Genomic DNA, 13,681 nt, shown 5'->3' with positions numbered 1-13,681 from the left:
CCCCGCCCGGCGTGCCCGCGCTACCGCTCGTGGTCCGGGAGCGCCGCCGCGGTGGCGCGGGCGAAGCCTTCCGGGTTGTCCAGCATGATGTTGTGCCCGCAGTCCGGGACCGGGACCACGTCCACCCCGGCTTCGAGGAGCGCTTCGGCGCCCGGGAGCGGGCCGTCGGCCTCGGGCAGCAGGTAGGTGCGGGGGATCCTCAGTTCCAGCAGCTGCTCACGCATGGTGGGGACCGTGCCGCGGGTGAGGTGGACCGCGCTGCGGTGCAGGGCTTCCCGGCCGGCCAGGCGCATCGTGGACCACCAGTGGGAACCGGCCCGGTCCCGGATCTCCTCCCAGCCGCCCGTCAGGAACTCCTCCTCGGAGTACGCGGCGATGCCGCTGCTGCCCGCGGCGCCGGGTGCGGGCGGGATCGGGTCGAGGTTGGCGTCGACCAGGACCAGGCGGGAGACCAGCCGGGGGTGCCGGGCCGCCAGGACGATGGCCACCGAGCCCCCCATGCTGTGCGCGATCAGCTCGGCGCCCGTGACCCCCGCGGCGGTCAGAGCCGAGGCGAGGGCGTCGGCGTGGGATTCCAGGGTGTAGTCGAAGTCCGTCGGCCGGTCGCTGATGCCGTGTCCGAGCAAGTCGACCAGCAGCGAGCGCCGTCCGGCGAGCAGGGGATGAACGGCGGCCTCCGCGAAGTAGGCCGGCGACGTGGCGCCCAGACCATGGACGTAGACGCGGGACGGCTCCTGTCCCGGCAGCTCGACCCAGCGGATCCGGCTGCCCTCGGGCGTCACGGCGGCGTCGCGCACGGTCTGCTTCCCTTCACTCGGATCGACGCAAGCGTAAACCGGCCCTCCGGCACGTTCTCCCGGCCCCGCCCCTACGGCACCCGGGGGAAGCGGGCCTGGAGGGTCCAGATCACCGGGTTCTCCGCCAGGTCCTCGTGCAGGTCGGTGAGGTCCGCCAGCAGGTCGTGCAGGAAGTCCCGGGCCTCCCGGCGCAGTTCGGCGTGCGAGAAGGACAGCGGGGCCTCCTCGGCCGGGGACCAGTCGGAGGTGATGTCCACCCAGCCGAAGCGGCGCTCGAACAGCATCCGGTCGGTTGACTCGGTGAAGTCCAGCTCCGCCCGCTGCGGCCGGGCGGCCCGGGAGCCCATCGGATCGCGGTCCAGCAGCTCGACGATGTCGCACAGCGCCCACGCGAAGTCCAGCACCGGCACCCATCCCCAGGCTGTGGACAGCTCCCGGTCGGTCTCGGTGTCCGCGAGATAGACGTCCCCGCAGAACAGGTCGTGCCGCAGCGCGTGCGCGTCCGCGCGCCGGTAGTCGGTCTGCGGCGGATCCGGGAACCGGTTGGAGAGGGCATAGCCGATGTCGAGCACGGGGAGATGGTGTCACGCCGGCCCGCCCGCGACCGCCACCGGTACGCCCCCCTCCGTGCGCCCGCCCCCCGCACGCCCCGCCCGCCTAAGATCACTGACATGTCCAGATCGGTACGACGTGTCCCGGCCGTCGCGGCTCTGCTGGCCCTCGCCCTGACCGGCACGGCGTGCGACACCGGGGGGCGGGCCGCCCCGGTCGGCGGCTCCGGCGTGGGCGATCCGTACTTCCCGAAGGCCGGCAACGGCGGCTACGACGTCGCGCACTACAGCCTCGCCCTGGACTACACCCCGGCCACCCGCCGGCTCACCGGCACCGCGGACATCACCGCCCGGGCCACCCGCGACCTGTCCGCGTTCGACCTCGACCTGGCCGGGCTGCGCGTCGACTCCGTGCGCGTGGAGGGCGAGGAGGCCCGCTGGAGCCGCGCCGGGCAGGAACTCACCGTCCGCCCGCACGCCGGCCTCCGCAAGGGCGAGACCTTCCGCGCCACCGTCCGCTACTCGGGCACCCCGCGCACCCTCACCGACCCCGACGGCTCGAAGGAGGGCTGGCTGCCCACCGCCGACGGCGCCCTCGCCCTCGGCGAACCCGTCGGCTCCATGGCCTGGTTCCCCGGCAACCACCACCCCTCCGACAAGGCGACCTACGACATCGCCATCACCGTCCCCCAGTCCTTCGAAGCCGTCTCGAACGGCGAGCAGACGGACCGGACCACCGAGGACGGGCGGACCACCTACCGCTGGCAGACGGCCCAGCCCATGGCGAGCTACCTCGCCACCGTCGCCATCGGCCGCTTCCGCCTCGCCCGCACCACCGGCCCGCACGGCCTGCCCGTCGTCACCGCCGTCACCCCCGGCCAGGCCGGGGCGAGCGCCGATGTGCTCGCGAGGATCCCGGAGATCCTGGACTGGGCGGAGTACAACTTCGGGCCGTACCCCTTCTCCTCCGCCGGCGCGATCGTGAGCGGCCCGCGCGACGCCGGCTACGCCCTGGAGACCCAGACCCGCCCCGTCTTCCCCGGCGCCCCCGACGTCTCCACCCTCGTGCACGAACTCGTCCATCAGTGGTACGGCGACTCGGTCGGCCCCGCGTCCTGGCGGGACATGTGGCTCAACGAGGGCTTCGCGACCTACGCCGAGTGGCTCTACGACGAGGACCACGACGGGCCCACCGCCCAGGAGACCTTCACCGGCTATTACGAGGACGGCCCCGACGACCTCTGGGCCTTCCCGCCGGCCAGGCCGACGAGCGCCGCGCACATCTCCGACGCGTCCGTCTACCAGCGCGGCGCGATGGTCCTGCACAAGATCCGTCAGACGGTCGGCGACGACACCTTCTACGACATCGTCCAGGGCTGGGCCGCCGCCCACCGCCACGGCACCGCCGACACGGCCGGCTTCGTCCGCTACGTGGAGAAGAAGGCCCCGGGCAAGGACTTCCGCACGATCTGGAAGGACTGGCTGTACGGGGACGGCAAGCCCGGCCACGCCTGACGCCCCGCCATACCGGCGTCCTGCCGCCCGGCCCCGTCCCCGCGCCTCAGTCCATCACCCGTATGCCCAGCTCCGCCGCCAGCAGCGGGGCCAGGTCCAGCAGTTGGCCCGTGCCGATCACCGCGCCGGACAGCCGGTCCAGGCCCCGGGCGAACTCCAGCGGCGCGGCCCCGCGCAGATCGACGTCCGCCAGCGTCGCGCTGCCGAAGTCGGCGCCTCTCAGGGCGCAGTCGACGAACTCCACCCGCTCCAGCCGCGCCCCCGCGAAGTCCGGCTCGACCAGCACGCAGGACTCGAACACGACGTCCTTCAGGCGGGCCTCGCGCAGATTCAGGAAATCGATCTTGCCGCCCCGGACCACGACCCGCTCCAGCACCGCGCCGTGCAGCTGGGTGCCGCCCAGCCGCGCGTCGACCAGCTCGACATCGCGGAGCGTGGCCTCCGCGAGCCGGGTGCCGACCCCGCGCAGGCCGGTCAGGACCGAGTCCAGCACCCGGGCTCTGCCCAGCGCCGTCTCGTCCAGCGCACAGCCCGTCAGCGCGCAGTCCATGAACCGGGCGCCCCGCGCGTCCTGCCCGGTCAGGTCCAGCTCCCGGAACTCCAGGCCGTCGTAGTCACCGTCCGGCTCCAGTGCGCCGCCGTCCCACGGGTCCAGGGCCGGCAGCCGGAGCTCCGGCCGCCGCGCGCCCCGTACCGCCGCCCGGCCCCGGGGCCGGCCCTCCGTCGCTCGCCTCACCATGCCCCCCATGCTGCACCCCGCCACTGACAATCCGCCCGAGCCGCGTAAAGGCCCTGGTCAGTGGCGGCCCGCCACCCGGTCCGCCAGGCGGGCCAGGCGGGAGGTGCGGGTGTCCGGGTGGCGGTGTTCGCGCCGGTCGGCGGCGCGGTAGGTGGCGTACATGCCCTGCACGCCCAGCCAGCGCAACGGCTCCGGTTCCCACTTGCGGACCCGGTGGCCCACCCAGGGCAGTTCCGTCAGCCCGGTCCGTCCGCCCTGCCCGGAGTCCTGCCGGACCAGGTCGCGCAGGGTGCGGGCGGCCAGGTTGGCGGTGGCGACGCCGGAACCGACGTAGCCGCCCGCCCAGCCGAGCCCGGTGGAGCGGTCCAGCGTGACGGTGGCGCACCAGTCGCGCGGCACCCCGAGCACCCCCGACCAGGCGTGCTCGATCCGCACGCCCGCCAGGGCCGGGAAGAAGCGGGTCACGATCCCGCGCAGCGCCGCGACGGCCGCCTCCTGGGTACGGCCGTCGTTGTCCGTGCGCGAGCCGAAGCGGTACGGCACCCCGCGCCCGCCGAGCGCGATCCGGCCGTCGGCGGTGCGCTGGGCGTACATGTAGGCGTGCGCCATGTCGCCGAGGGTCTCGCGGCCCGCCCAGCCGATCTCCGCCCACTGCTCCTCGGTCAGCGGCTCGGTCGCGATCATCGAGGAGTTCATCGGCAGCCAGGTCCGCCGCTGGCCCTTGAGACCGGCGGTGAAGCCCTCGGTGCAGCGCAGGACGTAGGGCGCGCGGACCGTGCCGTAGGGGGTGACCGCGTGCTTCGGGCGGATCTCCGTCACCGGCGTCGACTCGTGGAGGGTCACCCCGAGCGCCTCCACCACCGCCGCGAGCCCCTTCACCAGCTTCACCGGGTGCAGCCGGGCGCCGTGCGGGGTCCAGGTGGAGCCGACCGCGTCCGCGACCCGGATCCGCTCGGCGGTCTCCCGGGCGCCGTACAGCTCCCGGTCCGTCTCGCCGTACGCCAGCTCCTGCGCGTGGAACGCCTTCAGCCGGGCCAACTGCGCGGGACCGGTGGCCACTTCGAGGACACCGCCCTGGTGGATGCCGGCGTCGATGCCCTCCGCGCGGGCGACCGCGACGACCTCGGCGACGGTGTCGTTCATCGCCTTCTGCAGCCGCACGGCGGCCTCGTGCCCGTGCAGCCGGGCGTACCGGTCCCGGCCCGCGATGCCGTTGTACAGCCAGCCGCCGTTGCGGCCCGAGGCGCCGTAACCGCAGAACTTCCGCTCCAGCACGGTGATCCGCAGGAAGGGTGCCGCCTTCTTCAGGTAGTACGCCGTCCACAGGCCGGTGTATCCGCCGCCGACGATGACGACGTCCGCGGACGCGTCCCCGGTCAGCGGCTCGCGCACCGGCGGAAACCCGTCGTCCGCGTACCAGAAGGAGACGCCGCCGTTGACGGCACTGCTTGCCGAGCTGTCCATGGCCGGGACGTTAACCCCTGGGCGCGACCGGTGTCTCCTTCGGATTCCGTGCTTTTCCGCGCCCCGCGACCAGCGGACGGCAGGCCAGACCGGTCAGCGCCGCGAGGAGGTGACCGGCGTCCGTGAAGGTCGGCCCGGCGGCCAGCGGCAGCGTGAACACGGCGAACACCGCCGCCAGATACCCGTACCGCCACGGCACCGCGATCCGGTGTCCGAGCACCGCGATCACCCCGGCCAGCGCGTAACTCACCCCGATGTCCAGGGTGTCGACGGCCGTGAGCGGGGCCCGGCCCGTGCGGATCGCCGCCAGCAGCAGGGCCTCGCTCGCCAGCGACGCGAGCACATGGGCGAGCGCGCACACCGCCAGCCAGCGGGCGGTGCCCAGCCAGCGCTCGGCCGGCGCGTGGAACACCGTGAACAGGAAGGCGTACGGCAGCCAGTGCCCGCTCTCGATCCACATCGCGCTCGCCACCAGCACCCGCACCGGGTTGCGCGACAGCTCGTGCAGGTTCGTCGAGCGGTGCCGCAGGAAGTTCTCCCCGAACTCCGGTGGCATGGAGTGCAGCGCGACCGTCGTGGCGAAGAGGACCGCCAGCCACAGATGGGTGCCCGGAGCACCACGGACGTACGCCCACACCCAGCTCAGGCCCCGCTCAATTCGCATGAGCCGATTGACGCACGCCGGTATCGTCCGGCTGGTGACCGACATTCCCGCGGAGCTGGCCGAGGCACAGGAGAGGTACAACGGCGCGGCGGGCAAGGCGTTCATCGCCGCGCTGCCGCACCTCGCGGCGGACTTCCTGGACCGCTGGGGGCTCGGCCCCGACGGGCCGCCGATGCACGGCGTCAGCGCCCTGGTGCTGCCGGTGGTCCGCGCCGACGGCCTCCGCGCGGTCCTCAAGCTCCAGCTGCTCGACGAGGAGAGCGCGGGCGAGCCGGTCGCGCTGCGCGCCTGGGACGGCGACGGGGCCGTACGGCTCCTCGACCACGACCCGGCCACCGGCACCCTGCTCCTGGAGCGCCTGGACGAGTCCCGGGTGCTGGCCGGCCACACCGGCACCCGCGAGGCGGTGCTGGTCATCGCCCGGCTGCTGGCCCGCCTGACGTCCCTGCCGGCCCCGCCCGGACTGCGCCGGCTCGGCGACATCACCGCCGCCATGCTGGAGCGCACCCCCTGGGCGCTGGCCCGCATCCCCGACCCGGAGGTCCGCCGGATCGTGGCCGACTGCGCCGCCGCCGTCCGCGAGGTCGCCGCCGAGCCCGGCGACCGGCTGCTGCACTGGGACCTGCACGACGAGAACGTGCTGGCCGCCGACCGCGCCGACTGGCTCGCCATCGACCCCGAGCCGCTGGCCGGCGACCCCGGCTTCGAGCTGTGGCCCGCCCTGGACAACCGGTTCGACGCGGCCGAGGTCCGCTGGCGCTTCGACGCGCTGACCGACGTCCTCGGCCTGGACCGCGCCCGGGCCCGCGCCTGGACCTGCGGCCGGCTGCTGCAGAACGCCCTGTGGGACATCGAGGACGGCCACCCGATCGAGCCCCGCCAACTGGAGATCGCCCGCCTGCTGGCATGAAAAGGCCCAGGTGGAAGCGGATCCCACCCGGGCTTGCCGGAGCCCACTGTCGGATGCGAACCGACGGCCCTCGCTTCACAGGTGGGATCGAATCCTTGATCGGGGTGCCGGTTCTCCGCCATGCGCTCACGCATCGGTGGTCGACGACCCGGACCGGTCCGGTTCCACCGGGGACCGTGGCGTGCCGCGGCCGCGGTGACCGGGCGGGCGGGCGGCGCTGTACCGGTGCACGGCGATGGTGCCGGCGTGCCGGATGCCGAACCGGTGGATCAGACCCGCCGCCGCTGCGACGAGGACCGTCAAGGCAGCGGCTGCCGGAAAGGTGTCCACGGCGGCCACCTCACATGCCGATGATCAGTCGGCTGGCCCGGCGGGAAACGGCTGCGGACGCCCTGGAACCGCCTTCCTGCTCCCGCAGCCCGTCCGGGTTCGGTGGCCGGTCGGCCGCCAGGGCGCCGTGCCGGGCCTCTTCCGCGGCGATGAGCGCGCTCGCCGTCAGCGCCGGGCCGTCGTAGTCGGACGCCGCAGCCATCAGCCGGGCCGCCGGCTCCGCCCCGGTCCCGGGCGGGACGACCAGGAGATCCCAGCGGCCGGTGCCGTAGGAGAGCAGCAGTAGCTTGTGCGGGTCGATCTCCGGGGTGAACCAGCCGACCTTGACGATGTGGCCGCTCACGGGAACCTCGCGGGGGATGACCGGCCAGTGCTCCGGGTTGACGGCGATGCGGGTGATACGGCCCCACAAGGAGTCCAACGCATCGGTGAGCGTCGGCAGTTCGCTCAGCAGATCCCGGGACCGGGGCCACCAGGCTCCGTCCAGGAGTCCCCGGGAGATACCGTCGGTCTTCAGCGCGAGACGCGCGGCCGGGACCGCTACGGGCTCGCGGTGCGGCAGGCGTGGAAGCAAGGTCGCCGACATGATGCGGACCCGTCTCCGGGCCGCTTCTACGGCGGCCCGGGTTTCATCTTTCGCCGAGAACGACCCGGCGTGACAGCCGGTGTGCGGAATGCCCTCGGTACTGTCCACACTACTCCGCGCTCCGCCGCGGCGCGGAGTAGTGCCCGCATGGATGTGGAGTCGCATGGATGTGGGGCACCGGCACGTTCACGGGCTGGACGGTTCCTGCCCACCACGACCGCTTGCCGGGCGGGACACCGGCCTGTGCTCCTCCAGACCGTCCGGGTGACCGCCCTGCGCGGGGACGCATCCGAGCCCCGTTCCCTGCCTCGGCGTCCGCACGCTGCGTCGCCCGGTACCGCGCCGAAGGAGGTGGGGCAGAAACGCGTAGAAGCGGTCGGGAAGGAACACGGCGTCCGCGATGATCATCGCGCCCGAGAAGAGGGGCAGGCCCAGGAGCACCGCGATGCCGACGTGCATGCTCAGCAGCATGACGAGAACGGGGTACTTGAGCCTGCCGAACAGTACGAAGGGGAAGGCGACCTGAGTGAGAACGGTCAGGTAGCCGACGGCCGCGATCACGATCGGGTACTGGTCCAGGGTGTGGGACAGCGCGGGCCAGGGCTGGAAGAGTTCAAGGTTCAGCACGTAGTGAAGCGCGGTGCCGTCACCCCAGAACGAGCCCTGGACCTTGTACAGACCGGCCGATCCGTACAGGAAGCAGACCTGTGCCGCGATCACGAAGACGCCGCAGTTGTGCACCACAGTGACCACCGTCCGGCGGCCCGCACGCAGTTCCTGCGCGACAACGCTCCGCGCCCGCACTGGCACGCCGTCCGCACGCGTCGTCCTGATCCGCTCTCTGCGCGCGTCCAGGGACCAGCGCCGACCGCACGCGGTGAGCACGAGGTACAAGGCCATCAGCAGGATCAGATTGTCGCCCCCGTCCGTCATGAAGATCGCTCTCGCATGGAACGACGTCACCACGACGGCGAACAGGACGGACATGGCACGGGTCCGCCAGCCCAGCATGAACAACGCGGACGTCAGGACAGCCAGCGCGTAGCACAGTTCGAAGTAGGCACGGCTGTCCGACAGGATCAGGACGCTGTACCAGCCCGTCTGGTCGAAGATCTGTGCCGCCAGCGTGGGTGTCCACGGGGAGCCGGAACCCCAGATCTCGTGCCGGTGCGGGAACTCACGCAGGAGAAAGACCAGGTAGAGCGACCCGTAACCGATACGCAGGACCGACGTGGCGTACAAGGACACCGGGCGGCCGGTGAGAACGTTCCAGAAGGCATCGGCCCGTGCGCGGAGCGGACGGCGGACTGGACCGGGGGGCCGTGCCCCGCCCACGCATCCGCTCGGTGCGCCCGTCGTGGCAGGGAGTTCGCGGGCCTGCTCATTTCCCATGGACGGTCACCTTCCACCAGGGCAGCAGCCGGTTCTCGACCGGCGTCGGCGGCCGGTTGCCGACCCTCGCCCCGGGCGCGGCGACGGGCCGCGTGACGACCCGGAGCTGAATGAAGTCGAACCTGCGGCCCTTGTCGTGGCCGGCGACACGGTCGGCGGCGATGTTGCTCAGATACGTCTGCATCATCGCGGCCCGTTCCGAGCGTGCCGTGTCGTCCGCGCCGTGTGTGTCGACGTAGGAGGACCAGGCACGGCGCAGGAGGTTCTGAGCCGTGTGGCTCGGAAACACGTGGTGCTTGACCGCGGCCCGGTCCACGGCGGTCAGGTCGAGCCATGGGCTCACCCGCATCGACCCGTCCGAGGCGGTGCGCGCGGTTCTCGCCAGGATCTGCCGGTTGACGGAGTCGGGATTGGGGGCGAAGAGCCGCCAGTTCTGTTCGAAGAGGGGATACACCCATGCGTTGATCTGCTCGCTGTACCGCCGTGAGAGGGAATTGGAGGGAGCCACGGCGAGGAAGACGACGGCGACATGGATCAAAGCCACCACCAGACACAGGCCCACGGCACTGTGCAGCCCGGTTCTCAGCACGCGGGGGCCGATGGGCATGGTGGCGGGCGGGTCCGCGTCCTCATGGCCCTCCCCCGAGAGCGGTCCGGAGCCGGACTGCTCACGTTTCCTCACTCCCGCTGATCCAATTCCGCTCGACAACGTCCACCCTGCCTTCTGATCTGTCGCTGTCCGGCGCCTGGGATCGCGTGACTCGCGCCGGCGGTGCGCGACGGAATCGGGGTCCCGCCGCGCACCGTCATCCGAGGAAGGAACCTCGCGCGGTCTGTTGCCTAGTCCTCGTGGCTCTTGGAGCCCTCGGACCCGTCGGTGCCCTCGTGGCCCTTGGAGTCTCCGTAGTCCATGTAGTCCTCGATCTTCGGCTTGCTGCCGTAGCCGTAGCCGTTGTGCACGTCCGGCTTCTCGCCATGGCCGTGACCCGGCTTGCCCTGGTGGGAGCCGCCACCATGGCCCGGTCCGCCCGGTGCGCCCGGTGCGCCGCCGTGCCCGCCACCGGCGGTGTTGCCCGCGGTGTTCCCGGTGGTGACGTTGTTGCCAGCGGTGTTGCCCGTGGTGTTACCGGCGGTGTTTCCGGCGGTGTTTCCGGCGGTGCTGCCCGAGGTGAGGGTGCCCCCGGTGACGAGGGGGCCGCCCAGGAGGCCCCCACCGGTCGCGCCGAGGATGGTGCCGCTTGTCAGTCCACCCGTGCTGGTCCCACCGGTGGTGCCGGTCGTGGTGCCGGTGGTCGTGCCGGTGGTCGTGCCGGTCGTGGTGCCGGTGGTCGTGCCGGTCGTGGTGCCGGACGTCGTTCCGGTCGTGGTTCCGCCGGTGGTACCGGTCGAGCAGGAACCGAGGAAGATCCGGTTCGTGTCGAGCGTCACGGCACCATTGCGGGCCAGCGCCCGGCCCTCGATGTTCGTTCCCGTGGTCACGTGGATGTCCGTCAGGGCCATGATGGTGCCGACGAAGGTGGAATTGGTGCCTAGGGTGGCCGAACTCCCGATCTGCCAGTACACGTTGCAGGGCGAAGCGCCGTTCGTCAGGAGTACCCGGCTGGAGGACGCCGTCGTCAGGGCCTCCGGAATCTGGAACACCCAGACGGAATTCGGGTTTCCCCCGGCGTCAAGGATCAGATCACCGGTGAGCCCGACACCGGAGGAAGCGGTGTAGACGCCCGGGAGCAGGGTGGTCCCGTTGCCGATTCCCGCCGCGAGCGCGAAGTCCGTGGCCTGGCCCGCAGCGTTGTTGTACGCGGTGACCAGGTCGGACTTGGCTTGAAGCGCCACGGCGTCAGCGGCGTGCACCGCACCGAGCACCTCACCGGGGGGGAACCCGGTGATGGCCGGGTTCGGGTGCGTCCCGAGGTCGTGGCTGATCACCGTGGGGCCGGTGTTGGTGACTCCCGCGCCCGCCAGAACGGAGAAGCTCGCCGCGGTGGCCAGCGGTACGGGGGTGGCAATGGCGACTGCTTGAGCGGGCGACAGGACGACCATCGTGGCGGCGACCGTTGCGGCGAGGGCCGAGGCGAGCAAACCCGGCAAGGTACGGCGGCGGCCCATTTCAGGGATCTTCAGCTTCATCAAGAGGCCATTCTGTGAGGGTCATGGCGTACCGGGCCACAACCAAACGCCCGGAGAGACCGATCTGGTGGCGCATATTACGGAGGAATCTCCCAGAGGCCATTGCAAGCGAGGGGGATTTGAAATTTCCAGGCATTGAGCCCCCGAATGCAGGGCAATAATCGGGGAATGCATAATTCCGATTATCCGACACATTCACCTGGATGCGCGGAGGTCAGCGCCTCCGGCCCCTCATCGGCCTCGACGCACTGCGCACGCCTCATGGCTACCGGTCATTTCCTCCGGCCCCGCCGCGTCCCCGGGTGGGAACACGGGCCTGCCGGAGTGGCGCTCCGGCCTGATGGAGGCTGGTGAGGGCCAGCCGGTACGAGGTGATCAGCCCGGTTTCCACGTAGTCCACGCCCAGGTTCTCGCAGTAGCGCCGGACGATGGTCCGGGCCTTGCGCAGGTTGGGGCTGGGCATGCCGGGGAACAGGTGGTGCTCGATCTGATGGTTCAGCCCGCCCAGCGCGATGTCGGTGAACCAGCCGCCGCGCACGTTGCGTGAGGTGAGCACCTGGCGGCGCAGGAAGTCCGGGCGGTCTTCGCCCGTCAGGATCGGCATGCCCTTGTGGTTGGGGGCGAAGACGGAGCCGAGATAGACGCCGAACAGGCCCTGGTGGACTACGAGGAAGGCGATCGCCATACCGGGCGGCAGCAGCCAGAGCAGGACGGTCACGTAGACCGCGAAGTGCGCGAACAGCAGGGCGCCGTCGAGCGCCCGGTGTTTGAGCGAGCGGTTGGCCAGCGCCTTCACGCTCGACACGTGCAGGTTGAAAGCCTCCAGCGTGAGGAGCGGAAAGAACAGGAACGCCTGCCAGCGGCCGATCAGACGAGGGAGCCCCTTGGCGGCCCGTGCCTGGTCCTGGGACCAGACCAGCAGGTCGGGGTCGAGATCGGGGTCGAGTTCCTCGTGATTGGGGTTGGCGTGATGGCGGGTGTGCTTGTCCTGCCACCACCCGTAGCCCATCCCGATACCGGCACCGGCGATCCGTCCGCATACCTCGCTGCCCCTGCGTCGGCGGAACACCTGGCGGTGGGCTGCGTCATGAGCGAGTAGGGCTACCTGGCCGAAGACAAGGGCAAGGAAGGCGGCGACCGCAAGCGTCCACCAACTGCCGCCTGTGAGCGCGACGGCGGCCCACCCGCCGACGTAGAACACGGCCACCACTGTGATCCGCGCCGCGTAGTAGCCGGGACGGCGTTCCAGCAGGCCGGCCTCGGCGATCTTTCTCGACAACCGGGCGAAGTCGCTGCCGGACGTCTCCGAGAGAGGTGGGCGGACCGTGGTGTGTCTGGTCATGATCGTGAAACTCTCTCCGAAACGAATTCCGGGACTTGTCCGGACACGTTTGCGAGCGAAAGGGGCCCGGAAAGAGTCAGCGCCAGCGTCGGAGGAGGCACAGGAGACGACCGCGACCGTTCTCGCGACGTTTCTTCTCATCATCGGGACGATCACCTGCGGGCAGGCGGTGGCCGCCGAGGTGGCCGCCCCGGGATGCATCCTTCTTCTTTCCTGGCCAGTTCCTCAACGCCCCTCGGTGTCGTCCTGGAGGGTTTACGGGGTGGTCAGTGTTTGAATGCGTCCTTGATCTTTTGTCCGGCTTGTTTGAGGTTGCCCTTGACCTGGTCTCCACGGCCCTCCGCCTGTAGGCGCCGACTGCCGGTGGCACGGCCGGTTGTCTTCTTGGCGCCGCCCTTCATCGCTTCGGCTCTGTGTGCGATTTTCTTCCCGATACTCATCGTGGCCGCCTTGGGCGATTTGTCCCGTGGGGTGTGATCACGCGTGCGGTCTGCTCGACGACCGCCGTCCGGGGCCGGAGGTAGATCACCGTTGGGTGGGTCCCCCCGCGCCTCCGCGTTCTCCGCGCGGGAAACTCGCGTAGGAACGAAGACCTCGCGGCCCCTCCTGGTGGAGACCGTTTCGCGAGGATCTGCCTGCTCCCACAGTAGAACCACGCCGTCCACAAGGCCACGGGGACCGAGACGCAGGGTGCGGGTGCGGAGTCTTCCACGCGCGTGCCCGAGTCGCGGCAGGACGGACGCGGCCGCCGGCTCCCGGACGCCGGCCGGACAGCGTGCGGACTGGAGCAGCGGGGACTTCGTCGTACACATCAGTGGCGGGCGTTCGTGCCACCGGGTACGGTCCACCGGGCCCGGCTCGCCACCGCCGTCGTCCAGGCCGGCCGGGTCCTGGTGACGCGGTCGCGCACGCACCGCTCACGCGAACGGCCCCGGACGCGGAGTCCGAGGCCGAGCAAAGCGCCTCCCTGGGAAGAAACCACAGGTCGGCACGGCGTTCGAAGAGCCCCCTGTCGGATTCGAACCGACGACCTTCGCTTTACAAGTTCGTTCTCGCCCTGGTCCGGCGTGGCACGCCTCGTGCACCGGTACCGCACACGACCGCTGGTTGCCGCCGCCGTCCGCCGCCGTTGATGTCACTCGTGGATGTCAGCAGCCCAGCTTCGGAAAGGGGCAGACCTCCAGCGGCTCATCCGGCCGGTCGGCCCAGCCCCACCAGACATGCCGACCAGCACACCGCCACAGCGCCCGACAGGTCCGCCGGC

General features: G+C 71.2%; 13 protein-coding genes. 2 read left to right on the top strand and 11 right to left on the bottom strand.

Features of this window, described 5'->3' with window-relative positions:
- Positions 1–20: 20 nt before the first annotated feature.
- Positions 21–797, bottom strand: a complete 777-nt coding sequence (locus tag AB0E62_RS07155) for an alpha/beta hydrolase (RefSeq protein WP_362189331.1) — start codon at positions 795–797, stop codon at positions 21–23.
- A gap of 71 nt (positions 798–868) precedes the next feature.
- Positions 869–1,369 carry a hypothetical protein gene (locus AB0E62_RS07150; protein ID WP_362189328.1) on the bottom strand — a complete coding sequence of 167 codons (501 nt, stop codon included), beginning with the start codon at positions 1,367–1,369 and terminating at the stop codon, positions 869–871.
- 99 nt (positions 1,370–1,468) lie between these two features.
- On the opposite strand from AB0E62_RS07150, the gene AB0E62_RS07145 reads away from it, so the two are divergent.
- Positions 1,469–2,863 (top strand): M1 family metallopeptidase, encoded by a 1,395-nt coding sequence (locus AB0E62_RS07145; protein WP_362189325.1) that lies wholly within the window; start codon positions 1,469–1,471, stop codon positions 2,861–2,863.
- A 46-nt stretch (positions 2,864–2,909) separates the two neighbouring features.
- Here AB0E62_RS07145 and AB0E62_RS07140 read toward each other — a convergent pair whose 3' ends face one another.
- The 3 genes from AB0E62_RS07140 to AB0E62_RS07130 are packed head-to-tail and all read right to left on the bottom strand — an operon-like array spanning position 2,910 to position 5,730.
- The gene (locus AB0E62_RS07140; protein ID WP_362189322.1) at positions 2,910–3,602 is read right to left on the bottom strand and encodes a pentapeptide repeat-containing protein; all 693 of its coding nucleotides are present in this window, start codon (positions 3,600–3,602) and stop codon (positions 2,910–2,912) included.
- Positions 3,603–3,659: 57 nt separating this feature from the next.
- On the bottom strand, positions 3,660–5,066 hold the full coding sequence (locus AB0E62_RS07135) for an FAD-dependent oxidoreductase (RefSeq protein ID WP_362189319.1): 1,407 nt from the start codon (positions 5,064–5,066) through the stop codon (positions 3,660–3,662).
- A gap of 10 nt (positions 5,067–5,076) precedes the next feature.
- Positions 5,077–5,730 (bottom strand): rhomboid-like protein, encoded by a 654-nt coding sequence (locus AB0E62_RS07130; protein WP_362189316.1) that lies wholly within the window; start codon positions 5,728–5,730, stop codon positions 5,077–5,079.
- Between AB0E62_RS07130 and AB0E62_RS07125 the strand changes: the two genes are divergently transcribed.
- Entirely contained in the window at positions 5,729–6,640 is a 912-nt protein-coding gene (locus tag AB0E62_RS07125; RefSeq protein WP_362189313.1) for an aminoglycoside phosphotransferase family protein, read from the top strand. The two genes, AB0E62_RS07130 and AB0E62_RS07125, sit on opposite strands and share 2 nt — an antisense overlap.
- Before the next feature lie 340 nt (positions 6,641–6,980).
- Here the strand turns inward: AB0E62_RS07125 and AB0E62_RS07120 are convergent, their stop codons facing one another.
- From AB0E62_RS07120 to AB0E62_RS07095, 6 genes are all read right to left on the bottom strand, one after another.
- On the bottom strand, positions 6,981–7,664 hold the full coding sequence (locus AB0E62_RS07120) for a DUF5994 family protein (protein WP_362189311.1): 684 nt from the start codon (positions 7,662–7,664) through the stop codon (positions 6,981–6,983).
- Between the two features lie 78 nt (positions 7,665–7,742).
- Positions 7,743–8,948 (bottom strand): HTTM domain-containing protein, encoded by a 1,206-nt coding sequence (locus tag AB0E62_RS07115; RefSeq protein ID WP_362189308.1) that lies wholly within the window; start codon positions 8,946–8,948, stop codon positions 7,743–7,745.
- Positions 8,938–9,630 (bottom strand): DUF5819 family protein, encoded by a 693-nt coding sequence (locus AB0E62_RS07110; RefSeq protein WP_362189305.1) that lies wholly within the window; start codon positions 9,628–9,630, stop codon positions 8,938–8,940. Before AB0E62_RS07110 ends, AB0E62_RS07115 begins: the two co-directional genes overlap by 11 nt.
- A 158-nt stretch (positions 9,631–9,788) precedes the next feature.
- Positions 9,789–11,075, bottom strand: coding sequence for an ice-binding family protein (locus tag AB0E62_RS07105; RefSeq protein WP_362189302.1), 1,287 nt, complete (start codon positions 11,073–11,075; stop codon positions 9,789–9,791).
- Positions 11,076–11,340: 265 nt separating this feature from the next.
- Positions 11,341–12,417, bottom strand: a complete 1,077-nt coding sequence (locus tag AB0E62_RS07100; RefSeq protein ID WP_362189299.1) for an acyl-CoA desaturase — start codon at positions 12,415–12,417, stop codon at positions 11,341–11,343.
- 266 nt (positions 12,418–12,683) lie between these two features.
- Positions 12,684–12,857, bottom strand: coding sequence for a CsbD family protein (locus AB0E62_RS07095; protein ID WP_078637455.1), 174 nt, complete (start codon positions 12,855–12,857; stop codon positions 12,684–12,686).
- Positions 12,858–13,681: the final 824 nt, after the last annotated feature.

The sequence above is a fragment of the Streptomyces sp. NPDC038707 genome (assembly GCF_040636485.1).
Taxonomy (GTDB): domain Bacteria; phylum Actinomycetota; class Actinomycetes; order Streptomycetales; family Streptomycetaceae; genus Streptomyces.
This window is presented reverse-complemented; position numbering and strand designations above follow the sequence as displayed.

What these genes read in the sequence shown, in the direction of transcription:
- AB0E62_RS07145 (WP_362189325.1), top strand. Translation starts at nt 1,469, where the DNA reads ATGTCCAGATCGGTACGACGTGTCCCGGCCGTCGCGGCTCTGCTGGCC.
- AB0E62_RS07140 (WP_362189322.1), bottom strand. Translation starts at nt 3,602, where the DNA reads ATGGTGAGGCGAGCGACGGAGGGCCGGCCCCGGGGCCGGGCGGCGGTA.
- AB0E62_RS07135 (WP_362189319.1), bottom strand. Translation starts at nt 5,066, where the DNA reads ATGGACAGCTCGGCAAGCAGTGCCGTCAACGGCGGCGTCTCCTTCTGG.
- AB0E62_RS07125 (WP_362189313.1), top strand. Translation starts at nt 5,729, where the DNA reads ATGAGCCGATTGACGCACGCCGGTATCGTCCGGCTGGTGACCGACATT.
- AB0E62_RS07130 (WP_362189316.1), bottom strand. Translation starts at nt 5,730, where the DNA reads ATGCGAATTGAGCGGGGCCTGAGCTGGGTGTGGGCGTACGTCCGTGGT.
- AB0E62_RS07115 (WP_362189308.1), bottom strand. Translation starts at nt 8,948, where the DNA reads ATGGGAAATGAGCAGGCCCGCGAACTCCCTGCCACGACGGGCGCACCG.
- AB0E62_RS07105 (WP_362189302.1), bottom strand. Translation starts at nt 11,075, where the DNA reads ATGAAGCTGAAGATCCCTGAAATGGGCCGCCGCCGTACCTTGCCGGGT.
- AB0E62_RS07100 (WP_362189299.1), bottom strand. Translation starts at nt 12,417, where the DNA reads ATGACCAGACACACCACGGTCCGCCCACCTCTCTCGGAGACGTCCGGC.
- AB0E62_RS07095 (WP_078637455.1), bottom strand. Translation starts at nt 12,857, where the DNA reads ATGAGTATCGGGAAGAAAATCGCACACAGAGCCGAAGCGATGAAGGGC.